This window comes from Proteobacteria bacterium CG1_02_64_396, from assembly GCA_001872725.1.
Lineage (GTDB): Bacteria > Pseudomonadota > MNWR01 > CG1-02-64-396 > CG1-02-64-396 > CG1-02-64-396.
Map to the genome: position 1 here is coordinate 1 of MNWR01000102.1, position 24,538 is coordinate 24,538.

Annotated in this window: 25 protein-coding genes; 19 read left to right on the forward strand and 6 right to left on the reverse strand. The window is 63.9% G+C overall.

Annotated features, from left to right (window positions below):
- Both AUJ55_11905 and AUJ55_11910 read left to right on the forward strand, forming a co-directional pair.
- Nucleotides 1–184, forward strand: a 184-nt coding sequence (locus AUJ55_11905) for an IS5 family transposase (GenBank protein ID OIO54231.1), incomplete at its 5' end; no start/stop codon positions are given.
- A gap of 783 nt (nt 185–967) precedes the next feature.
- Nucleotides 968–1,273 (forward strand): hypothetical protein, encoded by a 306-nt coding sequence (locus AUJ55_11910; protein OIO54232.1) that lies wholly within the window; start codon nt 968–970, stop codon nt 1,271–1,273.
- Nucleotides 1,274–1,495: 222 nt separating this feature from the next.
- On the opposite strand, the gene AUJ55_11915 is transcribed toward AUJ55_11910, so the two are convergent.
- Nucleotides 1,496–2,734 (reverse strand): peptidase M48, encoded by a 1,239-nt coding sequence (locus tag AUJ55_11915; protein OIO54233.1) that lies wholly within the window; start codon nt 2,732–2,734, stop codon nt 1,496–1,498.
- 298 nt (nt 2,735–3,032) lie between these two features.
- Here AUJ55_11915 and AUJ55_11920 point away from each other — a divergent pair, with 298 nt between their 5' ends.
- The 7 genes from AUJ55_11920 (at nt 3,033) to AUJ55_11950 (ending at nt 9,125) form a co-directional block, all read left to right on the forward strand.
- Complete coding sequence (locus tag AUJ55_11920; protein OIO54234.1) at nt 3,033–3,674, forward strand: demethoxyubiquinone hydroxylase family protein; 642 nt, start codon at nt 3,033–3,035, stop codon at nt 3,672–3,674.
- Between the two features lie 316 nt (nt 3,675–3,990).
- Nucleotides 3,991–4,572 carry an electron transport complex subunit RsxA gene (locus AUJ55_11925; protein OIO54235.1) on the forward strand — a complete coding sequence of 194 codons (582 nt, stop codon included), beginning with the start codon at nt 3,991–3,993 and terminating at the stop codon, nt 4,570–4,572.
- A 48-nt stretch (nt 4,573–4,620) separates the two neighbouring features.
- A complete protein-coding gene (locus AUJ55_11930) occupies nt 4,621–5,220 on the forward strand; it encodes an electron transport complex subunit RsxB (protein OIO54236.1) in 600 nt (199 codons plus the stop codon).
- A 4-nt stretch (nt 5,221–5,224) separates the two neighbouring features.
- Nucleotides 5,225–6,760, forward strand: a complete 1,536-nt coding sequence (locus AUJ55_11935) for a hypothetical protein (GenBank protein OIO54237.1) — start codon at nt 5,225–5,227, stop codon at nt 6,758–6,760.
- Nucleotides 6,757–7,854 carry a hypothetical protein gene (locus tag AUJ55_11940; protein OIO54238.1) on the forward strand — a complete coding sequence of 366 codons (1,098 nt, stop codon included), beginning with the start codon at nt 6,757–6,759 and terminating at the stop codon, nt 7,852–7,854. Before AUJ55_11935 ends, AUJ55_11940 begins: the two co-directional genes overlap by 4 nt.
- Nucleotides 7,851–8,450 carry a hypothetical protein gene (locus tag AUJ55_11945; protein ID OIO54239.1) on the forward strand — a complete coding sequence of 200 codons (600 nt, stop codon included), beginning with the start codon at nt 7,851–7,853 and terminating at the stop codon, nt 8,448–8,450. The genes AUJ55_11940 and AUJ55_11945 overlap by 4 nt, the downstream gene beginning before the upstream one ends.
- 12 nt (nt 8,451–8,462) lie before the next feature.
- Nucleotides 8,463–9,125, forward strand: coding sequence for an electron transport complex subunit RsxE (locus tag AUJ55_11950; protein OIO54240.1), 663 nt, complete (start codon nt 8,463–8,465; stop codon nt 9,123–9,125).
- 108 nt (nt 9,126–9,233) lie between these two features.
- Here the strand turns inward: AUJ55_11950 and AUJ55_11955 are convergent, their stop codons facing one another.
- Together AUJ55_11955 and AUJ55_11960 are read right to left on the reverse strand one after the other, a co-directional pair.
- Nucleotides 9,234–9,446: a DNA gyrase inhibitor YacG gene (locus AUJ55_11955; GenBank protein OIO54241.1), complete on the reverse strand. Its 213-nt coding sequence runs from the start codon at nt 9,444–9,446 to the stop codon at nt 9,234–9,236.
- Nucleotides 9,443–9,841 (reverse strand): hypothetical protein, encoded by a 399-nt coding sequence (locus AUJ55_11960; GenBank protein OIO54242.1) that lies wholly within the window; start codon nt 9,839–9,841, stop codon nt 9,443–9,445. Before AUJ55_11960 ends, AUJ55_11955 begins: the two co-directional genes overlap by 4 nt.
- 53 nt (nt 9,842–9,894) lie before the next feature.
- On the opposite strand from AUJ55_11960, the gene AUJ55_11965 reads away from it, so the two are divergent.
- Nucleotides 9,895–10,473, forward strand: a complete 579-nt coding sequence (locus AUJ55_11965) for a hypothetical protein (protein OIO54243.1) — start codon at nt 9,895–9,897, stop codon at nt 10,471–10,473.
- Nucleotides 10,474–10,705: 232 nt separating this feature from the next.
- On the opposite strand, the gene AUJ55_11970 is transcribed toward AUJ55_11965, so the two are convergent.
- The 3 genes from AUJ55_11970 to AUJ55_11980 are packed head-to-tail and all read right to left on the reverse strand — an operon-like array spanning nt 10,706 to nt 13,193.
- The gene (locus AUJ55_11970) at nt 10,706–12,310 is read right to left on the reverse strand and encodes a hypothetical protein (protein ID OIO54244.1); all 1,605 of its coding nucleotides are present in this window, start codon (nt 12,308–12,310) and stop codon (nt 10,706–10,708) included.
- Nucleotides 12,311–12,322: 12 nt separating this feature from the next.
- Complete coding sequence (locus tag AUJ55_11975; protein ID OIO54245.1) at nt 12,323–12,823, reverse strand: 2-amino-4-hydroxy-6-hydroxymethyldihydropteridine diphosphokinase; 501 nt, start codon at nt 12,821–12,823, stop codon at nt 12,323–12,325.
- 4 nt (nt 12,824–12,827) lie between these two features.
- On the reverse strand, nt 12,828–13,193 hold the full coding sequence (locus AUJ55_11980) for a dihydroneopterin aldolase (GenBank protein ID OIO54246.1): 366 nt from the start codon (nt 13,191–13,193) through the stop codon (nt 12,828–12,830).
- Between the two features lie 491 nt (nt 13,194–13,684).
- Here AUJ55_11980 and AUJ55_11985 point away from each other — a divergent pair, with 491 nt between their 5' ends.
- The 9 genes from AUJ55_11985 to AUJ55_12025 all read left to right on the forward strand — a co-directional run bounded on the left by AUJ55_11985 (nt 13,685) and on the right by AUJ55_12025 (nt 24,472).
- A complete protein-coding gene (locus AUJ55_11985; GenBank protein ID OIO54247.1) occupies nt 13,685–15,409 on the forward strand; it encodes a proline--tRNA ligase in 1,725 nt (574 codons plus the stop codon).
- Nucleotides 15,410–15,419: 10 nt separating this feature from the next.
- Nucleotides 15,420–15,899 (forward strand): hypothetical protein, encoded by a 480-nt coding sequence (locus AUJ55_11990; GenBank protein OIO54248.1) that lies wholly within the window; start codon nt 15,420–15,422, stop codon nt 15,897–15,899.
- Nucleotides 15,900–15,924: 25 nt separating this feature from the next.
- On the forward strand, nt 15,925–16,422 hold the full coding sequence (locus tag AUJ55_11995) for a hypothetical protein (GenBank protein OIO54249.1): 498 nt from the start codon (nt 15,925–15,927) through the stop codon (nt 16,420–16,422).
- 39 nt (nt 16,423–16,461) lie between these two features.
- Nucleotides 16,462–17,070 carry a hypothetical protein gene (locus tag AUJ55_12000; GenBank protein ID OIO54250.1) on the forward strand — a complete coding sequence of 203 codons (609 nt, stop codon included), beginning with the start codon at nt 16,462–16,464 and terminating at the stop codon, nt 17,068–17,070.
- The gene (locus AUJ55_12005; protein ID OIO54251.1) at nt 17,071–18,234 is read left to right on the forward strand and encodes a hypothetical protein; all 1,164 of its coding nucleotides are present in this window, start codon (nt 17,071–17,073) and stop codon (nt 18,232–18,234) included. It abuts the gene before it with no gap.
- 21 nt (nt 18,235–18,255) lie between these two features.
- Complete coding sequence (locus tag AUJ55_12010; GenBank protein OIO54252.1) at nt 18,256–19,374, forward strand: DNA protecting protein DprA; 1,119 nt, start codon at nt 18,256–18,258, stop codon at nt 19,372–19,374.
- Between the two features lie 70 nt (nt 19,375–19,444).
- A complete protein-coding gene (locus tag AUJ55_12015; GenBank protein OIO54253.1) occupies nt 19,445–21,784 on the forward strand; it encodes a DNA topoisomerase I in 2,340 nt (779 codons plus the stop codon).
- Nucleotides 21,778–23,148, forward strand: a complete 1,371-nt coding sequence (locus tag AUJ55_12020) for a methylenetetrahydrofolate--tRNA-(uracil(54)-C(5))-methyltransferase (FADH(2)-oxidizing) TrmFO (GenBank protein OIO54254.1) — start codon at nt 21,778–21,780, stop codon at nt 23,146–23,148. Before AUJ55_12015 ends, AUJ55_12020 begins: the two co-directional genes overlap by 7 nt.
- Nucleotides 23,141–24,472, forward strand: coding sequence for a hypothetical protein (locus tag AUJ55_12025; protein ID OIO54255.1), 1,332 nt, complete (start codon nt 23,141–23,143; stop codon nt 24,470–24,472). The genes AUJ55_12020 and AUJ55_12025 overlap by 8 nt, the downstream gene beginning before the upstream one ends.
- The last annotated feature ends 66 nt before the right edge of the window (nt 24,473–24,538 follow it).

Below are 24,538 nucleotides of genomic sequence, written 5' to 3' on the forward strand. Positions count from 1 at the left end.
CCAACGGGGCCGGGATCTGTACGCGCTGCGAAAACAAACCGTCGAACCGGTTTTCGGCATCATCAAACAGGTGATGGGATTCCGGCAGTTTTCGCTGCGCGGCCTGGCGAAGGTCAGTGGCGAATGGATCCTGGTGGCGTTGGCCTGGAACCTGAAACGGATGAATGTGCTGCGCATGGCCTGAATAAGGCTCGCTGTCCACGGGGCAACGCCGTTTCAGCCCCTCAATCGCGCACAAAACAGCCCCCCGTTCACTCAGCCCTGCTCGCCGACTCGGGTACGACAATCAACGACGGTTTAGCGCTCCCCCAATAGGGGGATGGGGCAAGTCCGACAGACTCCTAGGAGTCTGTCGGACTTGAGGTTCGGCCACGGGGAGGCCTCCTACGCGCAATGGCTTTTGCGTCGGTCCAGGCCTTGAAGCCCCCATCCCGGCGTCATCCCCGCCTGCGCGGGGATGACGCCGTGGGGGGGGCGGGACGCAATCGCGCCGGGGGCGGCGCTCCTACCACATTGCCTGCGCGGGGATGGCGCTTCGAGGGGGGTGGGGTGGTGGACCGGTAAGTCCGACAGGCTCCTAAAAACAGCGCTCCGACTTGCCACGAACGCTCGATCCTATGGTAGGAGCCCGGTCTCCGGGCGATTCACGGTCAACGCAGGATTGGATTTGGAGGGAAAGACCATCCGCAAGAGCGGTTCGACGGAGGTTGGGGCACCGGCTGCATCGCCCGCAGACCGGGCTTCTACTCCTGCCACAGGCCGCTTTCCCCAAAAAACCCGATCATCCCGAGCTTGTCGAGGGATGGCGCGAACAACCCCCGCCCCCATTCCACCCTCGCTTTTATAATCTGCGTTCATCTGCGTCATCGCTGAAAAAAGCTTTTGAAATCCCCCCCATACCCCTTCCCGCCCATTCGGGGCAAAATCCCCCCACGACGTTTGATCCTCAACCTCCAGCGAGACCGCCATGCGCCACGTCCACGAAGAACCCAACACCCCCTACGACCTGGCCGCCCAACAATCGGTGGAGCTGGCCAACCAACTCGCCGACGCCGACCAGGAGGCCGACATTTGGGACATCGCCGACGGCCTGTTGGCCGGAGCGATCCATTACTGGCTCTACAGCCGCCAGCCCTGCGAAGACCCCAAATGCAACGAATGTCTGCACACCGCCGAGGAGCGGATGGGTGATTTGATGCAGATGGCCAAAGAGATGGCCGAGAACAGCACCTATTACCACACCCCGAACGACCGCAACGTCGGGCGAGCTTGAGGGGGTTGATCGCAAAAGGGAAAGGCGTCATTCCGGAGCCCCGAAGGGGAATCCTGAATCCACCCGAAACCCCGCCTGCACCACAAGATGATCCCACCCCACGTCGAGGCGGCGTTGCAGGAGCACACCGAGTATGTGCTGCGCGGCCAGGGGCGCTCGAATACCCCTATCGGGGGAGCGACGAGGTATTGCAAGGCGGCCCCTGAAGCGGCGGAGTTTTCCTTACTCCCCCTCCAGCCGCGCCACTCGAATCGGCGCGGGCGGATGGCTGTCGTGAAACGCCGAATAAAGGGGATCGGGGGTGAGGGTGGCGGCGTTGTCGGCGTAGAGCTTGACCAGTGCGGTGACCAGGTCGTGGCGGTCGGTTTGCTGTCCGGCGTAGCGGTCGGCCTCGAACTCGTGTTGGCGCGAATAGAGCGCCATCAAGGGATCAAGGAAGAAGCTGAAGACCGGCATCGCCAGCAAAAACAGGGCGATGGCGCCATGGGGGGAGGGGGTGGCGACGCCAAGACTGGCGTAGAACCAGGGTTCTGCAGCCAGCCAGCCCAGAATCCCCAGTGCCGCCAGCGAGGTGAGCCCCGTTAGCACCAGACGACGGCGGATGTGGTGCAGTTTGAAATGGCCCAGCTCGTGGGCCAGGACCGCCTCGATCTCGTCGGGGCTCAGCCGTTCGATCAGGGTGTCGTAAAAGACGATCCGCTTGCTTTTGCCGAAGCCGGTGAAGTAGGCGTTGCCGTGGCTGGAGCGGCGGCTGCCGTCCATGACGAAAATCCCCTGGCTGGTGAAACCGCTGCGGGCCAGAAGCGCTTCGATCCGGCGTTTGAGTTCCCCATCCTCAAGGGGGTTGAACGTGTTGAACCAGGGGGCGATGAAGGTGGGGTAGATCCAGATCATCAACACGATGAACCCCATCCACACCCCCCATAGCCACAGCCACCACAAGGGGCCGGCGGCGCTCATCAGCAGCAGGGCGACCCAAGCCAGCGGCAGGGTGACCGCCAACATCACCACCGCGTTTTTCAGGGTGTCGCTCCAAAACAGGGCCGGTGTGGTGCGGTTGAAGCCGAAACGGCTTTCGACCTTGAAGGTCTTCCACCAAGTCATCGGGATCTCCAACACCGTACCGATCAGCGCCAGCGACATCAGCACCCCGGTCCCGGTGACGACCGGCCCCAGGGCAAAGGTGCGCCAAAGTTGGTCGAGGCTGTTCAGCCCGCCCCCCAACGTCCACCCCAGCACAATCAACGCGCCGATGCCCACCTCCCACATCGACATTCGGGTGTTGACCCCGGTGTAACGGGCCGCCTTGGTGTGCTCGGCGAGCGAGATCGCCCCCTCGAAACGGGGAGGGACTTGGCCTGCATGGCGGGCGACAAAACCGATGTGGCGCAGCGCCAGCCACCACTCCACGGTGAGGGAGAGGGCGAGGAGGGCGAGGAAGATCGAGGTGAAAAGGGACATGGGTTTAGCTGTTCCTTTGATGTGCACGGCTTGATGTGGCTTGCCGCACACTGCGACGATTCGGTTATGGGGGGCTACCCTCACCCCGACCTGTCCCCCGTTGGGGGCTTCCTGCCGGTGAGAGGGACAGGTGGGGTTCGGCGGTGCTATCTGCGCCAGCATTGCATCTGGGCCAGGGAAAACGCCGGGGATTGTGGCCCAAATCCCTTCATGCCCCAAATCGGGATTCCCCCCTTGTCCATCCCCAATCTATGGTAACTTCTGCCCCTCGACCGCATTTCGCAAAACCGAGGTGGCCATGAAACGTAGACCCTCCCTTGCCGACCGCTTGATCCCCCATCTCGACCGCGCCCTGCGCACCCTCACCGCGTCGCCGATCCACCACCGCCCCGATCCGGGGGCTGAGGTCGAAGATCCCCAGCCGATGACCGAGGCCGAAAAGCGGCACGTCATCGGGTTGATGCGGGTCAACTATGCCGGAGAGGTGGCGGCCCAGGGGCTCTATCAGGGGCAAAGCCTGACCGCCAACCACCCAGAGCTGGTCGACAAACTCCATCACGCCATGAACGAGGAGGAGGACCATCTGGCTTGGTGCGCCGACCGGGTGCACGAGCTGGGGGGGCGGGTGTCGCTGCTGAATCCGATTTGGTACGCAGGATCGGTGGCCCTGGGGGCGGCGGCGGGGATTGCTGGGGATCGCTGGAACCTCGGCTTTTTGGCCGAAACCGAAAAACAGGTGGTCGATCACCTTCAGGGGCACTTGGAGACCATGCCCGATCAGGCGATGCGCGCCAAGGCGGTGGTCCAGCAGATGCAGGTCGACGAGGGGCATCATCGCGACATGGCCTTGCACCACGGCGGGGCGGAGCTCCCCGAACCGATTCCGTCGCTGATGAAACTCAGCAGCAAATTGCTGACTAAGGGCTCGTACTGGATTTAAGCCCGTGATCGCTTTGGGACCGGGAAGGGGGCTGAACAGCCGCGCTGCCAAAGGGGAAATTCCCTTGACAGCCCCGGTATTTCCGCCCCCTTTTCTTGACCGGTTTTACCCCTGACCGCTAGGATCCCGCCCTCTCAAACAGGGGGGCGTTGGCTTTATGACAAAGCCGTGGTCTTGTCGCCTTTTCGACCGAGGCCGCTTGGAAAAAACCTTTCAAAAATAAGGGCAAAGCGGTTGGTTGCCGGTTGGCCTTACCTTTGCGACGTTGTGATTGCTTCCGTTACTGCTCAACTTGAATTTTTGAATAGGGTCGCTTGTGACCGAGATCGTTCTCATCCTGGTATCGACCGTCCTGGTCAACAACTTCGTGTTGGCCAAGTTTCTCGGCGTCTGCCCTTTTCTTGGGGTCTCCAAGAAGGTAGAGACCGCTGCCGGAATGTCGCTGGCGGTGCTTTTCGTGATGACCCTGGCTTCGGTGATGTCGTGGGTGATCCAGCACTGGCTGCTCGTCCCCTTCGGGCTTGAGTACCTGCAAACGATCTCCTTCATTTTGGTGATCGCCAGCCTCGTGCAGCTCACCGAGATCGTCATCCACAAGGCCTCACCCGTTCTTTATCAATCCCTTGGGATCTTTCTGCCCCTCATCACCACCAACTGCGCGGTGTTGGGCGTGGCGATCCTGAACATTCAGCAGGAGCACACCTTCTTGCAGAGCACCTTTTACGGGGTCGGTGCCGCCCTGGGCTTTGCACTGGTGTTGGTCCTCTTTGCCGGACTGCGCGAGCGGATTGATCGCGCCGACATCCCCCGGGCCTTTCAAGGGCCCGCCATCACCATGGTGACTGCCGGGTTGATGTCGGTGGCGTTTCTCGGCTTCGCCGGTTTGGTCAAGGCTTGAATTTCATGAACCTTCTCAATCTTTCATATAAATCCTGTGGAGTTCCCCATGCTGTCCGCGATCCTGACGTTGGGGGGGCTTGCTCTCCTGGCGGGGCTGGGACTCGGATACGCCGGCAAGCGGCTTCGCGTCGAGGAAGACCCTCTGGTCGAAAAAGTCGACGCGATTTTGCCGCAGACCCAATGCGGTCAATGCGGCTATCCGGGTTGTAAGCCCTACGCAGAGGCCCTCGCCAACGGCGAGGCCGACATCAATCTCTGCCCCCCTGGTGGGGAGCGGGTGATTCGCGAGCTGGCCGAGCTGCTGGGGGTCGCCCCCAAGCCCTTGGATGGGGCGGAGCCCGTCCCCAAGGTCGCGGTCATCGACGAGTCGGCGTGCATTGGCTGCACCCTTTGTCTGAAGGCCTGCCCAGTCGATGCCATCGTGGGGGCGGTCAAGCAGTACCACACCGTGGTGCGCGGCGCCTGCACCGGGTGCGAGCTGTGCCTGGCCCCCTGTCCCGCCGATTGCATCACCATGCAGCCCCTTCCCCCCGACGTGCGCCAATGGCGCTGGAGCAGCCCCGACAAGGTGCCGCCCTCCGCCCCCTCTGCCGAGGAGAACCAAGCCTCGGACGACGCCCCCTCCGCATCGAAAAAGGCGGCTTGATCCCATGCTCGTAAAGCTCGTCAAAGGGGCGTTGGGACACACCTTTGCCCGGGGTGGGGTGCACCCTCCGACCGAGAAAAAGGCGACCCAAGGTTCCGCCATCGAAACCCTCGATCCGCAAGGTGAGGTGATCCTTGCCCTAAACCAGCACATCGGCTCCCCGGCGTTGCCGGTCGTGGCGGTGGGGGACCGGGTCTTTGTGGGGACAACCGTGGCCCGCGCTACCGGTTTTATCTCCGCCCCGCTGCACAGTTCCGTTTCGGGGACTGTTACCGCCATCGAAAACCGTCCCTCGACCCACGCCTCGGGTTTGGCGGTTCCCTGCATCGTCATCGCCTCCGACGGGCAATTCACCCCCGATCTCGGACTCAAGGCGCTGGGCGATTGTGGCAAGCTGGGCCGTGACACCCTGCGCGAGGCGGTGCGGCTGGCCGGTTTGACCGGATTGGGCGGCGCCTCCTTCCCCACGGCGGTGAAGCTTTCCCCCCCCTCGAACCATCCGGTCGAAACCCTGGTGCTTAACGGGGTCGAGTGCGAGCCGTTCCTGACCTGCGACCACCGTTTGATGCTGGAGGCCCCCGAGGCGATCATCGCCGGGGGACGGGCGATGGCCCGCGCGGTTGGGGCGGCCAACATCGTCATCGCCATCGAAGCGAACAAGCCCGACGCCATCGCGGCGATGAAGCAGGCGGCGGCCCCCTACCCCGAGATCGGCGTCGAGGTGTTGCCGGTCCGGTATCCGCAGGGTTCCGAAAAGCAGCTGATTCAGGCGCTGTTCGGGCTTGAGGTCCCCAGCCACGGGTTGCCACTCGACGTCGGGTTGGTGGTGCAAAACGTTGGGACCGCCTGGGCGGTCCACCATCTGCTGACCACCGGCGAACCGTTGGTCAGCCGGGTGGTGACGGTGACCGGCCCGTTGGTTCCGCGGCCGAAGAACCTGCGGGTCCGTTTGGGCACCCCGCTGCGTGAAATCCTGGCCGCCTGCGGCGTCGACGAGAAGGTGATGAACCGCGCCACCGCGATCCTGGGCGGTCCGATGATGGGGACGATCCTGCTCAATCCCGATGCTCCGTTGGTCAAGGGGATCGGCGGCATCCTGGTCATGGACGGCTCCGTGCAGGAGCGCAATCCCGACCCCTGCATCCGCTGCGCCCGCTGCGTCACGGCCTGCCCGACCGGGCTGCTGCCCAACGAATTGGGATGGTTTGCCAAGACCGATCAATTCGAGCGCAGCCAGGAATACGACCTGTTCGATTGCATTGAATGCGGTTGCTGCGCCTTCGTTTGCCCCTCCCGGATTCCGTTGGTCCACTACTTCCGCTACGCCAAGAGCCAGATCTGGTTTGCCGAGCGCGAAAAGCGCAAAGCCGACGAGGCCAAGGAGCGCTCCGACGCCAAGAAGGCACGCATCGAGCGGGAGGAGGAGGAAAAACGGCGCAAGCGCGAGGAGGTCAAGGCCAAGATGGCGGCGGCTAAGCAAGAGGCCGACGCGACCAAGGTGGCACAGGCTGCCGAAGAGACGAGTGGAGAGCAGGCATGAGCGGCCGGGTACTGGCATCCCCCTACATTCACTCCGGCGCTGCGGTCGACACCATCATGTATTGGGTGGTGGGGGCTTTACTCCCCGCCGCCGCCTGGGGTGTTTACTGCTTTGGCTGGCCCGCCTTCTGGACACTCTTTCTCGGAATCGGTAGCGCCATGGTCGCCGAATGGCTGACTTTGCGCGCCATGGGGCGCCCCAATCGGGTGCGCGATGGCTCGGCGGCCCTGACCGGTCTGTTGCTGGCGATGACCCTGCCCCCCTACGCCCCCTGGTGGCTGACGGTGCTCGGCTCGGTGGTCGCCATCGTCATCGGTAAGCAGATCTACGGCGGTCTGGGTTACAACCCCTTCAACCCCGCCCTGATTGCCCGCGTGATTTTGCTGGTGTCGTTCCCGGTCCACATGACGACCTGGCCGACCCCCATTTTTCTGCTCGACGCCGGGCTCGACCCCTACAACTTCATGCAGGGTCTGGCGGTGACCTTCGGTTCGATCCTGCCCCAAGGGGTCACCTGGGATACCGTCACCTCGGCCTCGCTGTTGGGGCAATACCGCACCGAACTCTCGGCTGGGGCAACGGTGGGTGAGGCGCTGACGGCGGGGTCGGGGTATCCCGGCTACAGCTGGGTCGATCTGATGTTGGGCCGCTCGGCGGGGAGCTTGGGCGAGGTTTCGGCCTTGCTCCTCTTGCTCGGCGGCGCGGTTTTGCTATTCAAACGAATCATCACCTGGCACATCCCGGTGGCGATGATCGGCGCGACCGTGGGGATGGCGGCGATCTTTTGGACCCTCGATCCCACCCATTACCTCGACCCCATGCTGCATCTGTTTTCGGGCGGTTTGATCCTCGGCGCCCTCTTCATGGCTACCGACATGGTCACCAGCCCGACCACCCCCAAGGGGCAGCTCATCTTCGGGGCGAGCATCGGCATCCTGACCTACGTCATCCGCACCTGGGGCGGTTACCCCGAGGGGGTGTCGTTCGCCATCGTCATCATGAACATGGCAGTCCCCTTCATCGATCAGTACACCCGTCCCCGTGTCTACGGTCATGGCCGTAAGGTCCAGGGTTTTAAGGGGGGCGCACGATGAAGGATGTGGCGAAGATGGCCCTGATTCTGGGCGCGGTGGGTGTGGTGGCGACCGGCATTTTGGCGGGGGTGGAGCAGGCGACCCGCGGGCCGATTCAAGAGGCGGTGCGGCAAGAGATCCTGGCCGGACTGACTGTGGTGCTTCCCCCCTTCGACAACGCCCCCGATCAAGACACGGTGGAGCTGGCGATTGGCGATCCTGCCGGAGGCACCCGCACCGTTTATCGGGCGCGCATCGGCAAAGAGGTGGTCGGTGCCGCCTTCGTCGAGACCGCCCCCGACGGTTATTCGGGACGGATCGACATCCTCATGGGGGTAACCGCCGCTGGGGTGCTCAGCGGTATCCGGGTGGTGCAGCACGCCGAGACCCCCGGCCTGGGCGATAAGATCGTCCTCGATCATGCCTGGGTCGACTTCTTCAAGGGCAAAGCGCTCGGCAATCCCGACGAAGCGCACTGGAAGGTGAAAAAGGATGGGGGGATCTTCGACCAGTTCACCGGCGCGACCATCACCCCCCGTGCCGTGGTCAAGGCGGTGAAACACGGACTGGATGAGTTTCAGTCGCATCGACTGACCATTCTGGGCATTCACAACTAACCGAGGTCCGAGATGGAAGATAAAAGCTACTCCTCCATTGCCGCCGACGGTTTTTGGAACAACAACGCCGTCTTTGCTCAGCTTTTGGGAATGTGCCCCCTGCTGGCGGTGACCAGCACCGCCGAGAATGGCATTGCCATGGGGCTGGCCTCGATGGTGGTGTTGATCGGGGCCAATTTCGTGGTTTCGCTGATCCGCCACTGGATTCCCCGCGAGGTGCGGATTCCCGCCTACATCGTGGTGATCGCCAGCTTCGTCACCGTGGTCGACCTGACCATGAACGCCTACGTCCACGACCTGCACAAAACCCTGGGGCTCTTCATCCCGCTCATCGTGGTGAACTGCGCCATCCTCGGGCGGGCCGAGGCCTTTGCCAGCAAGACGACCCCGGCGCGAGCCGCCTTCGATGGGGTGATGACCGGGCTGGGGTTCACCTTCGCCCTGTTCGTGCTTGGGGCGGTGCGTGAGGTGATCGGAATGGGGACGATCTTCGGAGTGTCGATCTTCGGGGGCGATTACATTCCGGTGCTGATGATGATCCTGCCCCCCGGCGCCTTCATCGCCCTGGGTTTCATTCTGGCTGGGGTACGGATCATCAACGACCGGCGCGAGGCCAAGAGGCAGGCCAAGCCGCATCCGGTCGAAAACCTACAGGTGCAAGAGGCAAGCGCCTAATTGAAGCGTGATCCCCGCGAAAGCGGGGATCCACCTCCAGGACGGCTCATTGAGTTTGGGTGGATTCCGGGTTCCCCTTCGGGGGCCCGAATGACGCCAACTCGGTGGTTAGTGAAGAACCTTTCCCTCGGGGGACTCATCCCCATCCCACACCGCTTCATCCTCCAGCTTCTCGCCGGGAATCCGGTGCTCTTCGGTCACCCAGGCCCCCAGATCGATCATCTTGCAGCGCTCGCAGCAAAAGGGGCGGAAGGGGTTGTCTTGGCTCCACTGGGCCGGACCGCCGCATTGGGGGCAGCGGACCACTTTCGGTTGACTCATTGGCCGTCGTCCTCCTCGCCGTGAAAGAAGGCCTCGAAGTAGAAATCCCGACCGATCAACGTTTCAATGGCCCCCATGCGGGCTCGTACCCCCTCCTCAATGATTTTGGCCAAAGCGGCGGCCTGGTCGCCGTCGACCAGAAATATGGCATCGAACCACTCCTCGTCGAGTTCGAGCATCGCCTGTTCCATGGCAGTAGGGGGGGCGATGTAGACAAACCAGCTGGCGACCTGGGGATCCTCAGGGTCGACCTTGCGCAGCACGGCGTGGCCCAGCCAGGCTAGGCGTGCGGCAATGTTGAAGTCGGCGATCTCCAGCTTTTTGCCTTGGGTCCAGCGTTTGAGTTGGTTTTTGAGCGTCGCCAGATCGGCGACCGGGGGGAAAAGCGAACCCATGGGGGACTCCTTGAGAATAAGCGTCAAACGAAAGCCCCACGTTGGGGGCGGCATTGAATAACCCGGGCACCCAACCTGTGATCGCCGGGGTGATCCTATGTGGCGGGCTGTCGCGCCGGATGGGACGCGCTAAAGCGGGGGTCGAGCTGGGTGGGCGCTCATTGCTCGCCCACGTTGCCGACCGTTTGAGGCCCCGTGTCGACCGGGTGATCGCCGTGGCCGCCCCTCACACACCGGTGCCCAACGACGCCCATCTCGACCAGGTGTTGATCGACGCGATCCCCGACCGGGGTCCGGCCCGCGCCCTGCTGGCCGCAGCTCGGCGCATCGAGGCCGATTGGCTGCTGGTGGCGGCGGTTGATCTGCCCTTGGCCGATCCTACCGTGTTTTCGTCCCCCGAGGGCGAGGTGGCCCAGGTGGCGGTGATCGACGGCAAAACCCAGCCCTTGTTCGCCCTCTACCCCCGTACAGCGTTGCTCGCCATCGACCTGCCCGGCCCCGAGCGGATGATGGCGCTGCTGGAGCAAATCCCCTGGCAGCCGGTGCCGGTTTCAGGGCCGCGTTGGGAAAATCTCAATGACGAGGCGGCCCTGGCACGGTTGGTTGCGGCGTTGCCTGGGGTGACCGACTGATCGGCCCGAGGGCGGGCCTCCTACAAATTTTTGCAGACATTGAAACCGGGCCCGTGGGGGCGGACAGTCCGGATCATCCTGATCCTGTCGAAGGGCCGCGAATGAAGAGGCAACCCCGGTTCCCTTCAGCCCAACCCATCTCCGACCGCACAACGCAGCTTCGCTTCGGCGACAGAGGTCGCCTCCCACAGCCCAAGGCGAACCGCTTTGCTCTTGCCAAACGCCTGTACTCCTAAGTCCAGGCGATAGCCTGGGCAAATCGCCCCGGCCTCGCCTCGGTCATCCGCCCCTCCTGCGCCACCCGTTCCCCCCCGATCCAGACCCCCTCAATCCCCACCGGCGCCTGGAAAGGGTCGCTGAAATCGCTGCGGTCGGCGACGGCGTCGGGATCGAAGAGCACCAGATCGGCCCGCAGCCCCACCGCCAGCCGTCCCCGGTCGTGCAGTCCGAAGGCGCTTGCCGGTCGATGACTCATCTTCGCCACCGCCTCCTCAAGGGTGAACCACTGTTCTTCGCGCACCAGCTTGCCGAGCACCCGGGGGAAGGTGCCGAAGGCGCGTGGATGGGGCCGTCCTCGCCCCAGCGGCCCCTCGGGGACGATGGGACGGGTGGCGGCGTCGGAGGCGACGAAGGCGTGGGGCGATTGCAGCACCAGGCGCAAATTCTCTTCACTCATGGTGAAGAGGAAGATGGCGATGAAGGTCCCCTCTTCGATGAGCAGGTCGATCAGAAAATCGAGGGGCGCTTGCCCCCGGCTGGCCGCAGCCTCGGGCAGGCGCATCCCGATAAAAGGGCGATTTTGCTCGGTGACCAGATCGGCGATCACCACCGCCGCCCAGTAGTCATCCCCCTTGGGGGCGAGTTCTTCTCGCATCCGGTTGCGGGCGCTGGCGTCGCGCAGCCGGGCAAGCTTTTCTTCCTTGGTTCCCGCGTTGGCCCAGTCCGGGAGCATCACCATGGCGGTGGTGTTCGAGGCGGTGTAGGGGTAGCGGTCGATGTGGACCGCGACCCCTTGTAACCGGGCCTGCTCGACCCGCTCTAAGGCGGTGGCCATCTTGTGCCAGTTGTGGGGGCGGCTGGTTTTCAGATGGCTGATCTGCAAGGGGCAACCGGCCTGCGCGGCCACCGCTATCACCTCGTCGATCGCCTCGATCAGCGCGTCGCTTTCGGAGCGCATGTGGGCGGTCAGCACCCCTCGGCCGCGCAGGCAGCGGGCCAGCGCCACCAGCTCCTCGCGGTGGGCATAAAGGCCGGGGGCGTAGATCAGCCCCAGCGACAGTCCCACCGCCCCTTGGTCGAGCGCTTCGATCAGCAGTCGCTCCATCGTGTGCAGCTCTTCATGCGTCGGAGGACGGTCGTCCCGCCCCATCACCGAGGCACGCAGACTGCCGTGACCGACCAGCAGCGCCAGGTTCATGGCGGGCCGCAGCGATTCGAGGTGGGATCCGTATTCGGCCACCGTGCGGAAAGGGGTGTCGATGCCCAAATGGGTCGAATAATCGTTGCGCCGCTCCTCCCATTCCCTGCCGAGCAGCGGGGCGGCGCCGTAGCCGCAGTTGCCCGCAACCTCGGTGGTCACCCCTTGCAGCACCTTGCTCGCCCCACTGGGGTCGGCCAGCAGGTGGTATTCCGAGTGGCCATGCACGTCGACGAAGCCGGGGGCTAGGGTCAGACCTTGGGCATCGCAGCGCTCAGCGGCCAGAAGATCGCCAGGGGGGTGCCCCTCGCCCATGGCTGCGATCTTCCCACCGTGGACCCCCAACCATCCAAAACAGGCCGGGGTGCCGGTGCCGTCGAGGATCTGGGCGTTGAGGATGAGCAGGTCAAGGGCGGGCATCGGATCCACCAGTCAAAGGGCAAGAGGCTCGGGAAGATGCAGAGGATCACCGAGGCGCAGCGATTGGGTGCGGATGGGGACCATGGCGTAGGGGGGCTGGCGCTCGGGATCGAGCAGAGCCAATGGCCAGCGCACGAAGGGGTAACGCTGCAAGTCGCGGTGGGGCAGTCCCGAGTCGATCAGGTCGCCGAGCAGCAGCAGGTCAAGATCGAGGCTGCGCGGGGCGTAGCGCTCCCCGTCGCGGCGACGTCCCACCAGATGCTCGATCCGCCGTAGCGCCGCCCGAACGGTCGTGGGATTCCACGCGGTGGTGAAGCGCAGCACCGTGTTCCAGAAGTCGGGTTTGCCGTCGGGTTGGTTGTCGGGCCCCAGGGAGGCGGTGACGAACATAGGGGCGACTTCAAGATCGGGCCAAAGACGGCGCAGAGTGGCCAAAGCCAAGGGGACGTGGCGCTGCGGGTCGACATTGCTGCCCAGGGCGACGTAGGCGATACGGGGGATGGGTTCGAACAACCGGTCAACCCTCCGCTCGGCTGCGCTGGATCCGCACCCCGACGTTCTCGGCACCACGCACCGCCCCCGGCTTGGAGAGCTTGAGTTGCAGCCACGCGACGTTGAATTCGCTCAAGACGGTGGCGGCGATCTCCTCGGCCAGCTTTTCGACCAGGAAGAACTCGGCCTCCCGCACCAGGGCGATGATCCGCTTGGAGACCTTCTTGTAGTCCAGGGCGTCGACGATGTCGTCGGAGGCGCCGGCGGGGCGATTGTCCCAGGCCATCTCTAAATCGATGCGGACGTGTTGGCGGATCTCTCGCTCCCAGTCGTAGATGCCGATGACGGTATCGACCACCAATCCTTCGATTAACACGATGTCGCGGGGCATGGGGGCTCCTGTTGGGGTTGAATTGACTGGCAGTAGCCCAGAGGGTAGCGGGGGGCGGCGGGGGGGTGCAACGGCGCTAGAGGTAGGGTCTTTCGGATTTCGTTACCGGGTGGGAGTGTGCTCCGCCAAGTATCCAACAATTTCTGTGGAAAACTTTGTGGAAAAGGGGTGGGTAACGGGAGAAGTCCCTTGCAGGGGTGGGGTGTCTTTCTTGTGCACACAGTTAGGGCAAATATCTTATAAGTCATTGTAATATATTATGTTTCTAAATATTACAAGAGTTTAACCAGTCTGGCTCTTCCATGGGGGTGGGGTAAGTGCCCTAAGTGAAGGCGGTTGTTGATTTCTTCGCTTCACGGCAGTGGTTACGGGTATTTCCGACCTGCAAGTCCGAGTTAGGCGGTCCTCAAGTCAGGTTTCATTGTCTGTCCCCATCGGGCAAGATTGGGGCGCTTTTTCTTTTCCCTCTTTGGTTTGCGACGGACACCCTCATGCAGCTCTCGACCCTTCTGGTCCCCACCCTCAAAGAAACCCCTGCCCAGGCCGAATTGGCCAGCCACCGTTTGATGCTTCGCGCCGGTCTCATCCGCCAGGTCACCTCGGGGCTGTACACCTACCTCCCCCTGGGGCTCAAAGCGCTGCGGCGGATCGAGCAGGTGGTGCGCGAAGAAATGGACGGCATCGGCGCTCAAGAGGTGTTGATGCCGATGGTACAACCGGCGGAGCTGTGGCAAAGCTCGGGGCGTTGGGAACAGTACGGCAAGGAGCTGCTGCGTTTTAAAGACCGTCACGACCGGGAGATGGCACTCGGCCCCACCCACGAAGAGGTGGTGACCGATTTGGTCGCCTCGCAAGTACGTTCCTACAAGCAATTACCACTGGTGCTGTATCAAATTCAAACCAAGTTTCGCGACGAAATCCGTCCCCGCTTCGGGGTGATGCGGGCCCGCGAGTTCGTGATGAAGGACGCTTACTCCTTCCACGCCACCTCTGAGGATGTCGCCGCCACCTACCGAGCGATGTACGACGCCTACGGCCGCATCTTTACCCGGTTGGGGCTGCGCTTTCGGGCGGTGGAGGCCGACACCGGCTCCATCGGCGGCAGCGCCTCCCATGAATTCCAGGTCTTGGCCGAGGCGGGGGAGGATCTTCTTGCGGTCTGCGACGCCTGCGATTACGCCGCCAACGTGGAGCAGGCGGTGGGTCGTCCCCGGGTTGTCGCGCCTTTGGCGGGGGAGGGGGTGCAAAAGGTGCCGACCCCCGGCAAAAGCTCGATTGAGGATGTGGCGGCGATGCTCGGGGTCGATCCGGCCCAGACGGTGAAGGCGCTGGTGTTGCAAGGGGACGACGGCAAGGTGCGGCTGGTTTTCGTGCGCGGCGATCATCAGCTCAACGAGATCAAGCTGGGCAAGGCGACCGGGGTCGACGATTGGATCATGGTCGACGGGGAGCGGGTGGCTGAGCTGACCGGCCAGCCGGCCGGTTTTATCGGCCCCCAAGGTTTGAAGGGGGGGATCGAGGTCTGGGTCGACGAGGCGGCCGCCGCCCTGCCCCGGTTCGCCGCCGGGGCGGGGGAGGTCGACCACCACGTCCGCGGTCTGAGCTGGCGGGACGAGGGGATTGCCCCCCACCACGTGGCCGATCTGCGTCAGGTGGCCCAAAATGACGGTTGTCCCCGGTGTCGTGGCGAGCTCAATCTGGTGCGCGGCATCGAGGTGGGGCATGTCTTCCATCTGGGCAACAAATACAGTGCCGCCATGGGGGCGACCTTCCTCGACGGCTCGGGCGAGGCCCAGGTGATGGAGATGGGCTGCTACGGCATTGGGGTCTCCCGCTTGATCGCCGCTGTGATCGAGCAACACCACGACGAAGACGGCATCGTCTGGCCGGTGGGGGTCGCCCCCTACCGGTTGCATGTGGTTGTTCTGGATGGGGAGGACCCCGAGGTCGCCGCCGCCTGGGCCAGCCTTGAGGGGCAGTTGCAACACGCTGGGATCGAGCCCTTGGTCGACGACCGCGACCTGCGTCCGGGGATCAAATTCAAAGAGGCCGATCTGCTCGGGATGCCCTACCGTTGGGTTCTGGGCAAACGGGGGATCGGCAAGGGGATTGTCGAGGTGGCCCATCGTGACGCCAAGTTGAAGGAAGAGGTCAAGTTGGAGGAGGCGGTGACCCACCTTGCCGCGCTGCTGGCACCCCAAAACGAAGAACCATAAGGAGGTCATCATGAACGTCGATCTGCGTCAGACCTTTTACGAACACATCGCGGTGGCGACCGACTTTTCGCCCCACGCCGATCTGGCCCTCTCTTATGCCATCCGCACCGCCAAGCTGCACGGCGCGGCGCTGGACATCCTGCACGTGGTGCAGGATCTGATCGTCTACCCCGAGGATCCCAGCATGATGGTCCCCCTGGGCGACATGGCCGATCAGCTGGCCAAGATCGCCGAGGCGCAGATGGGGCGGTTGCTGGCCCGATCCGACATGGAGGGGCTTGAGGTTCATCCCCACATCATCCGCACGGTCGATTCCCCCTATGTGGCGTTGGTCGAGGGAGCGACCGAGGCGGGGGCCGATTTGCTGGTGATGGGCAGTCACGGTCGCGGCGGCCTTGCCCACATTCTGCTCGGCTCCACCGCCGAAAAGGTGGTGCGCAAAGCCCCCATGCCGGTGTTGGTGGTCAAAATGGCGGAGGACGAGGACTGACCCTGTGATTCTCTGTCGAGGGATCATGGGCCTTGCCACGGTGTTGCTCGCCGCAATTCTGTTGCTGGGCGCCGCTTCGGCCCAGGCCGACGAGGCCATCCCGCTGACGGCCAGTGACCGGGTTTTTATCGCCTCGGTGGCGACCGACGCCAGGGTGTTCCACGCCGCCGAACCCGAGGGGCTGGCGATTCAGATTCTTCAGGCCGCCCGACGTCACAGCCTCGACCCCTATCTGGTGGCGGCGGTGATTCGGGTCGAGAGCGGTTACAACCCCTATGCAGTCTCCAAGGCTGGGGCGCTGGGGCTGATGCAAGTCATGCCCTTCTGGCGCGAGGTGCTGGCGGTTCCTCGGGCCAATCTGATGAAACCGGCAGTGAACCTCGATGTGGGTTGTCAGGTGTTGGCCCGGTATCTCAAGCAATACGGGGGCAAGGTAACCCGTGCCTTGGGGGCCTACCACGGCTCCTGGCCCTCCCGGGTGTATCCCCAAAAAATCGAAAAAGCCTATGCGGCCCTTTATTGATCGGGGCCGTCGACCCAAAACCACAGGTTTGAACGCTCCATGACCGAGTCCCTTGAACTGTTGTCGATTGCCCTGGCCGCCTACCTGCTCGGCTCGGTTCCTACCGGGGTGGTGGTGGCCCGCGTTATGGGCATGGGCGACCTGCGTCAAAGCGGTAGCGGCAACATCGGGGCGACCAATGCCCTGCGGGTGGGTGGCAAAAAGGCGGGGGCGCTGACCCTGATCGGCGACATGCTCAAAGGGGCTGCGGCGGTGCTGCTGGCGCTCGGGCTGAGCGATCATCCCTTGGCGGGGGTGGCGGCTGCCGGTGCGGCGGTGCTGGGGCACCTGTTCCCCGTTTTTTTGGGATTCAAGGGGGGCAAGGGGGTGGCAACAGGGCTGGGGGTCTTTGCGGTCCTCCATCCGTTGGCGACCGGGGCGGCGGTGGCCTCCTGGCTGGCGACCTTCATGGCGACCAAAATCTCGTCGCTGTCGGCGCTGGTGGCACTGCTGGTGTTACCGGCGGTGGTGTGGTTTTCGGGGGCCGAGCCCGCCATGCGCTGGTTGGCGGTCTGCCTATGTCTGCTGATCGTATTTAAACACCACAGCAACATCAGACGACTCATTCAAGGGACCGAGCCTAGATTCGGTCGCAAAGGGGAGGGGTGAATGTTGGGGATGCGAAAGCCAAGGCGGGGGATGGGGGCGGCGCTGCTCGGTGCCAGCTTGTGTTGGATGGCGGCGGGGGCACAGGCCGACGAGTCCAATCGGGCCGTGGAGGGCGACACCCTACAGGTCGAAGACATGCAGGTGCCGGTCGGGACCGTCTATACCGTGGTGAAGGGCGACACCCTGTGGGGGATCGCCGCCAAGTTCATGAAGGATCCCTTTCGCTGGATGGAGATCTGGGAAGGCAACCACCAGATCACCAACCCCGATCTGATTTACCCCGGCGATCAAATCGCTCTGATTCGGGGGGCGGATGGCCGATTGCATGTGGTGGTGCAGCCAAAACCCACCCAGATTGTGGCCCCGCCGCCGCCCCCACAGCCCAGCTACGCCGATAACGTCGAGGTTCTTGGGCCGCAGGTGGTTGAAGAGGAGGTCGTCCGCCACGATAAGCTTCAGACCAAGGACCGAGCCCTGATGCTCCCCTTCCTGGAGCGTATCGATCTGGTTACCCCCGAGATGTTCGGTTCTGCGGGCGCCATCGCCCGTAGTTACGACGGTCGGATCACCATAGCCACCGGCGACAAGGTTTACGTGCGCCTGGACAACGAAACCCCCCAGGGAACCCGGTTCATAGTGATGCGCCGCGACCGGGAGGTCACCGACCCCGAGACCGGCAAGGTGATTGGTACCGTGGTGCTCAACCTGGGGACCTTGGTGACCGACTCCGAATCGGAGCGGGGTTTTCAACGAGCCGAGGTCACCAACGCCTTTGCCGATATCCACCCCGAAGACCGTTTGATCCCCTACCGCGATCCGATCACCACCTTGACTCCGGTCGACCCCCCCGTCCGGGTGGTGGGCCGCATCGCCGATTTCATGGATCCGGTGAACGAGGCGGGTCAAAACCAGATCGTTATCCTCAATCGGGGAATGGGCGCTGGGCTGGTTTTGGGGGAATACCTCAAGCTGATTCGCCCCGGTGGCACCTTCACCGATCCGGTGACCGACCGGGTGCAGATGTTGCCCAACGAAATCATCGGCACCTTGATGGTGGTGACCCTCAACGAACGTAGCGCGTTTGCCATCGTCGTCGAGACCAAGGAGCCAGTGCGGCGCAGCTACGGCTTCTTGGGCGAGCCCCCCCCGCCACAGCGCCCTTAATCCCCTTCTAGAGTCGCCCCGATGGCCCCCCCGATGCTGCCCCTTTTGGCGCCTGCCCAGGGCACCAGCCGCCGTTTGGCGTGGATCGCCCTGTCGGCGCGGGGGATGGCCCCCGCCACCTTAGCCAAGGGGTTGGCCGCCGAGGGGGGCGATCCGGTGCGGCTGTTGCAGGCTGGCAGCCATCCCCGCTTGCCCCTGAGTTCGCCTGGGGGGGACGGCTGGAAGCTGGCGGCGGGCAGCATTCTCATGTCCTGCCAAAAACAGGGGATCGAGATCATCACCCCCGAGGACGGCGACTGGCCCGAATCGCTGCGCCAACTGCCCGACCCCCCCGCCGCTTTATATGTACGTGGCCCCCTCGCTTTGCTGCACCGCCCCAAGCGGGTGGCGCTGGTCGGCTCGCGTCGGGCCGGGGCGGTCGATCTGAACGGAGTGCGCCGTCTGGCCGAGGGGCTCTCAAGGCAGGGGGTGACGGTGGTCAGCGGGTTGGCGATGGGGGTCGATGCCGCAGCCCATGCCGGCGCCCTTGGGGGCAGCGGCGGTACCATCGCGGTGCTCGCTTCGGGGGTTGAAGCCCCGACACCACGCTACAACGAACGACTCGCCCAACGCATGCTCGACAGCGGTTCCCTGCTGTGCTCGGAACACCCCCCCGGCACCCGTCCCCAGAAGATCTACTTCCCTTGGCGCAATCGATTGATCGCCGCCCTGAGCCGGGGGGTGGTGATGGCGGCGGTAGGGGAGCAATCGGGGGCTTTGATTACCGCTCGGCTCGCCCTCGATCTGGGACGAGAGGTGATGGTGGTGCCCGGTCCCCCCGACGCTGCCCATGCGGGGGGGCACCGTTTGATTCGCCAAGGGGCCACCCTTGTGACCCAGGTGGGGGAGATTCTCGAACAGCAGGGCTGGCCCCTGGAGGACGACCCTCTGGCCCAACCGGCGCTGCCCATGGCGAGCGATCCCCAGATCCTGAAGGTCATTTCGATCCTCGAAAGCGGCCCCGCCGGGATGGACCGTCTGGCCCTGGGCAGCGGTTTGACACTCCCGGAGCTTTCCACCATTCTCGCCCACCTTTCGTTGAGCGGTCATATCGATCTGCTTCCCGGGGACCGCTATGGACTTGCGGCGGGGCCGGTTTAGGAGCCCTTGAGTTTCTCAAACCAAGCCAGCAATCCCCTCCACCCCTCGCTTTAGACCGTTCGAGATCCCCATGGCAGGACCACTGGTTCTGGTCGAATCGCCCGCCAAGGCGAAGACCATCGAAAAATTCCTGGGTCACGGCGCTAAGGTTTTGGCGACCTACGGCCACGTGCGCGCCCTGGCTCGGCGCAACGGATCGGTCCGTCCCGACGAGGACTTCGCCGTTCGGTACGAAATCCTCAAAGACTCCCAAACCCAGCTCGATCGGATCGCCAAGGAACTCAAGGGGCGCGAGCAGCTGATTCTGGCCACCGACCCCGACCGCGAGGGGGAGGCGATTGCCTGGCATGTGGCCCAGTGGCTTGAAGAACAGGGGCTGCTTGAGGGGCGCGACGTCAAGCGGGTCTCCTTCAACGAGATCACCAAGAAGGCGGTGCAAGAGGCGATGGCCGCCCCCCGCGAGGTGGCGGTCGATCTGGTCGACGCCCAGCAGGCCCGCTCCGCCCTCGATTACCTGGTCGGCTTCACCCTCTCCCCCCTGCTCTGGAAGAAGGTCACCCGTGGCCTGTCGGCGGGTCGGGTGCAGTCGGTGGCGCTGCGCTTGATCTGCGACCGCGAGGCCGAGATCGAGGCCTTCAAGCCCCGCGAATACTGGACCATCGACGCCCAGCTCAAGGCGGGCAAGGCCAAACCCTTCCCGGCCAAGCTCAGCCGCTTGGGTGAAGACAAACTCGACAAATTCAGCATCAACAACGGCGACGCAGCGCAGCGCGCCGTGGTCGAGGTGCAGGCGGCGCCGCTGACGGTGCTGACGGTCGAAAAGAAAGAGAAAAAGCGCAACCCCGCCCCTCCCTTCACCACCTCGACCCTGCAACAAGAGGCCAGTCGTAAGTTGGGAATGAGCGCCAAGCAGACGATGCGGGCCGCCCAAGAGTTGTACGAAGGGGTCGACATCGGCGGCGAGACGGTCGGTTTGATTACCTACATGCGAACCGATTCGACCACCCTGTCGCAGGAGGCGCTCGACGGCATCCGCGCCCTGATCGGCGACCGCTTCGGCCCCCCCTATCTGCCCAAAAACCCCAAGATCTACAAGACCAAAGCCAAGAATGCCCAGGAGGCCCACGAGGCGATTCGCCCCTCCGATGTGGCCCGTACCCCCGACGATCTCAAAGGGGTGCTGGGGCGTAATCCACTGCGGCTCTACACCTTGATTTGGCAGCGGGCGGTCGCCTGTCAGATGAATGCGGCGGTGTTCGACGTGGTGGGGGTCGACATCGGCCACGACCGCGCCGTGCTGCGCGCCTCGGGTTCAACCCTGCGTTTCGACGGCTTCCTCAAGCTTTACGAAGAGGGGCGCGATACCCCCAGCGAGGATGAAGAGGACCAACAACGCCGCCTGCCCCCGCTTGAGGTGGGTCAAACGGTCGATCTGGTCGAGCTGCTCCCCAACCAACATTTCACCGAGCCTCCGCCACGCTTCAACGAGGCGACTCTGGTTAAGACGCTGGAGAGTTACGGCATCGGCCGCCCCTCCACCTACGCCACGATCATGTCGACGATTCAAGAGCGGGGTTACGTCAAGCTGGAGAGCCGCCAGTTTCAACCGACCCAGATCGGCAAGGTGGTCAGCGACTTCTTGGTCGCCCACTTTCCTCGCTACGTCGACTCCTCCTTCACCGCCCATGTCGAAGACGACCTCGATGCCATCAGCCGGGGCGAGCGGCCCTGGAAGGGGGTACTCAAGGAGTTCTGGGATCCCTTCGCCGAGGCGGTGAAGGCGACCGACAAGGGGGTGAGCAAGGCCGAGGGGTTGACCGAGAGCTCCGACCGTCCCTGCCCCCAATGTGGCAAACCGTTGGTGATCCGGGTCGGGCGGTATGGCCGTTTCTACGCCTGCACCGGCTACCCCGAGTGCAAATTCAAAGAGACGATCCGCGAAGAGGGTGAAGAGCCCTCGGCCCCAGAAATCTTGGAGGGGACGCAGTGCCCCACCTGCGGCAAGCCGTTGGCGATGCGCAAGGGCCGTTTCGGTCTGTTCAAGGCCTGCTCCGACTACCCCACCTGCAAGACGGTGGTACGCGATCCCAAACCCGAGGCCCGCGATACCGGCATCGTCTGCGACGAGTGCGGCGAGGGACATTTCGTCGAGAAAACCTCGCGGCGCGGCAAAATATTCTTTTCGTGCAACCGTTACCCCAAGTGTAAAAACGCCTTGTGGAACGAGCCGATTCCGGTGCCGTGTCCCAAGTGCAAGGCGCCTTACCTGACCGCCAAGCGGCTCAAACGGGGCGACGAGGCACTGTGCGCCAAAGAGGGGTGCGACTTCAAAGCCCCCCTGGCCGAGGTCTATCCCCAAGGGGTGAATCCCGCCGGGGTCACACCTAAGACGGGAGCTTCTGAATCTTGAGTCGGGTGACGGTGGTCGGCGGGGGTCTGGCCGGAAGCGAAGCGGCCTGGCGCCTGGCCGAGGCGGGGGTCGAGGTACGGCTGATCGAGATGCGCCCGGTGGTCTCAACCGCAGCCCACACCGGGTCGGGATTGGGCGAACTGGTCTGCTCCAATTCGCTGCGCGGGACCGGTCGGGCCAGCGCCGTCGGGGTGCTCAAAGAAGAGATGCAGATGATGGGCTCCCTGGTCATGCAGGCGGCCCAAGCGACCCAGGTTCCGGCGGGCGGCGCCTTGGCGGTCGACCGGGAGGCCTTCTCGGCCTGGATCACCCAAAAACTCGAATCCCACCCCCGCATCGCCATCGAGCGGCGTGAGGTCACCGCCATCCCCGAACACGGCAGCGACGCCCCGGTGGTGCTCGCCTCCGGCCCGCTAACCTCAGCCCCTCTGCACGCCGCCATCGAAACCCTCACTGGCGAGCCCCACATCGCCTTCTTCGACGCCATCGCCCCCATCGTCGATGCCGAGACGGTCGACATGAACGTCTGTTGGTGGGGCAGCCGCTACGGCAAGGGGGGGGACGATTACCTCAATTGCCCGATGGATCGGATGCAGTACGAAACCTTCGTCGACGCCCTGCTCGAAGCCGAGAAGGTGCCGCTGCACGAATTCGAGGACACCCCCTTCTTCGAGGGGTGTATGCCGGTCGAGGTGATGGCCGAGCGGGGGCGGGAGACGCTCCGTTTTGGCCCCATGAAGCCGGTGGGACTGACCAACCCCCGCAACGGCCAGATCTACCATGCCGTCGTGCAACTGCGCCAAGACAACCGGCGTAAAAGCCTGCTCAACATGGTCGGTTTTCAGACCAAGATGACCTACCCGGCCCAGCAAAGGGTGCTGCGCACCATTCCGGGGCTGGAGAACGCCGAGTTCTTCAGAATGGGCTCAGTGCACCGCAACACCTTCATCCGCGCCCCCCGTTTGCTTGACGCTGCCTTGAGCCTCAAGGGGCATCCAGGGCTACATTTTGCCGGTCAGATCACCGGGGTTGAGGGGTATGTGGAGTCGGCGGCGACCGGAATGTGGGTTGGTGAGGTGTTGGCCCGCCGCTTGAGTGGACAAGGCGAGACCGAACTGCCCCCCCCCACCACCGCCCTGGGTTCGCTGCTGCGTCACCTGCTCGAATCGGAGCCCGATCACTTCGCCCCCTCCAACGTCCATTTTGGCCTCTTCGCCCCCCTGGAGGGAATCAAGGGGCGGCGTGGGGTGCGCCGGGCCGCCATGGGGGATCGGGCCATCGCCGAGTTCGCCCCCTGGTTGGGGATCGAGCCGCCTGCCGAGACCTCCGAGGCCGTCCCCGACGAAAGATCGGGCGATGTCTGATTCCCTGCGGCCCCGTTCCTACCTGCACCGCATCCCCGGTTCCACCCCCCCCAGCCGCTGGAATCGCCTGAAGGCAGCCGTCGCTCATCTGCGCCGCATGCCCCGCAAGGTTTCGGTTGCGCTGGTGGTGTTGATAGGGTGGATCACGATTCAGACAGCGCTCCCCTCCGCCCCCGAACCCAAGGCCAAGCGTTGGGTGAGCGACCTTGAAATCGGAGCGGTCGATCCCGAAACAGCCATGAATGTGAGGGGGGGCGACTTGGTGGTGGCGCTCAACGCGGGGCAAAACCTGGAGCAGCTCTTTTCGGCTCAGGGGTGGAGCGTCGCCGAATCCTACGCGGTGGCCAAAGCGGCTAAACCGCTGCTGGCTGTGGGCCGCTGGCAGGCGGGGGTGCCGATCACCGTGGGGCTGGAGGGCAGCCTCCCCGCCTCGTTTCGCTACCCCGACGGGACCCGCGATCTTCTGCTGGAGCGGCACGACGAGGGGTGGCAGGGTCAATGGCAGGAGCACCCCCTTGAGTTACGGGTGACGGCGGCCAGTGGCGAGATCCGCTCTTCGTTGTGGGAGGCTGCCCAAGAGGCCGGATTACCCGAAAACCTGATTATGGAGATGGCCGAGCTTTTCGCCTGGGATATCGATTTCTCAAGGGATTTGCGCCCCGGCGACCGGTTTTCGCTGCTGTTCGAAGAGCGGTTCGATCACGGTAAATCGGCGGGGGCTGGCCCTATCTTGATGGTCCGCTTCACCAACGAGGGACAGACCTACACGGCGGTTCGGTTCGAGGCCAGTGCCGGACAACCCCAGTATTTCACCGAGGAGGGCAAACCGATTGTGCGCGCCTTCCTGCGGGCGCCCCTGAAGTTTTCCCGCATCTCCTCCTCGTATGGCATGCGTTACCACCCCATTCAAAAGACATGGAAACAGCACACCGGCATCGACTACGCCGCCGCCAGCGGCACCCCGGTGCGGGCTGTGGGGGATGGTCGGGTCACCTTCCGGGGCTGGAAGGGGGGGTACGGCAACTTCGTGGTCATCCGCCACAACGCCACCTACGAATCGGCCTACGGCCACCTGCGCGGTTTTGCCCGTGGTTTGTCGGTAGGCGACCGGGTGCAGCAGGGCGAAATCATCGGTTATGTCGGCATGACCGGATTGGCCACCGGCCCCCATCTGCATTTTGAATTCCGCAAGAACGGCACGTTTATCAATCCCCGCAGCATCAAGCCCCCCCCGACTGCCGGGCTCGTCGGCGAACGGGCCCAACACTTCGCCCAGCAACGCGAACACCTGGGGCGAATCCTCGAAAGCCAGCTCGGCGGCTGATGAAAAAAGGTGTATTTTCGAAAAAACAACCTTTTTGTAACGTAGGTTGCAGTTCCCTCTTGATGA

Coding starts and splice junctions, on each gene's coding strand:
- AUJ55_11910 (OIO54232.1), top strand. CDS start 968: ATGCGCCACGTCCACGAAGAACCCAACACCCCCTACGACCTGGCCGCC.
- AUJ55_11915 (OIO54233.1), bottom strand. CDS start 2,734: ATGTCCCTTTTCACCTCGATCTTCCTCGCCCTCCTCGCCCTCTCCCTC.
- AUJ55_11920 (OIO54234.1), top strand. CDS start 3,033: ATGAAACGTAGACCCTCCCTTGCCGACCGCTTGATCCCCCATCTCGAC.
- AUJ55_11930 (OIO54236.1), top strand. CDS start 4,621: ATGCTGTCCGCGATCCTGACGTTGGGGGGGCTTGCTCTCCTGGCGGGG.
- AUJ55_11935 (OIO54237.1), top strand. CDS start 5,225: ATGCTCGTAAAGCTCGTCAAAGGGGCGTTGGGACACACCTTTGCCCGG.
- AUJ55_11940 (OIO54238.1), top strand. CDS start 6,757: ATGAGCGGCCGGGTACTGGCATCCCCCTACATTCACTCCGGCGCTGCG.
- AUJ55_11945 (OIO54239.1), top strand. CDS start 7,851: ATGAAGGATGTGGCGAAGATGGCCCTGATTCTGGGCGCGGTGGGTGTG.
- AUJ55_11950 (OIO54240.1), top strand. CDS start 8,463: ATGGAAGATAAAAGCTACTCCTCCATTGCCGCCGACGGTTTTTGGAAC.
- AUJ55_11955 (OIO54241.1), bottom strand. CDS start 9,446: ATGAGTCAACCGAAAGTGGTCCGCTGCCCCCAATGCGGCGGTCCGGCC.
- AUJ55_11960 (OIO54242.1), bottom strand. CDS start 9,841: ATGGGTTCGCTTTTCCCCCCGGTCGCCGATCTGGCGACGCTCAAAAAC.
- AUJ55_11970 (OIO54244.1), bottom strand. CDS start 12,310: ATGCCCGCCCTTGACCTGCTCATCCTCAACGCCCAGATCCTCGACGGC.
- AUJ55_11980 (OIO54246.1), bottom strand. CDS start 13,193: ATGCCCCGCGACATCGTGTTAATCGAAGGATTGGTGGTCGATACCGTC.
- AUJ55_11985 (OIO54247.1), top strand. CDS start 13,685: ATGCAGCTCTCGACCCTTCTGGTCCCCACCCTCAAAGAAACCCCTGCC.
- AUJ55_11990 (OIO54248.1), top strand. CDS start 15,420: ATGAACGTCGATCTGCGTCAGACCTTTTACGAACACATCGCGGTGGCG.
- AUJ55_11995 (OIO54249.1), top strand. CDS start 15,925: ATGGGCCTTGCCACGGTGTTGCTCGCCGCAATTCTGTTGCTGGGCGCC.
- AUJ55_12000 (OIO54250.1), top strand. CDS start 16,462: ATGACCGAGTCCCTTGAACTGTTGTCGATTGCCCTGGCCGCCTACCTG.
- AUJ55_12005 (OIO54251.1), top strand. CDS start 17,071: ATGTTGGGGATGCGAAAGCCAAGGCGGGGGATGGGGGCGGCGCTGCTC.
- AUJ55_12010 (OIO54252.1), top strand. CDS start 18,256: ATGGCCCCCCCGATGCTGCCCCTTTTGGCGCCTGCCCAGGGCACCAGC.
- AUJ55_12015 (OIO54253.1), top strand. CDS start 19,445: ATGGCAGGACCACTGGTTCTGGTCGAATCGCCCGCCAAGGCGAAGACC.
- AUJ55_12025 (OIO54255.1), top strand. CDS start 23,141: ATGTCTGATTCCCTGCGGCCCCGTTCCTACCTGCACCGCATCCCCGGT.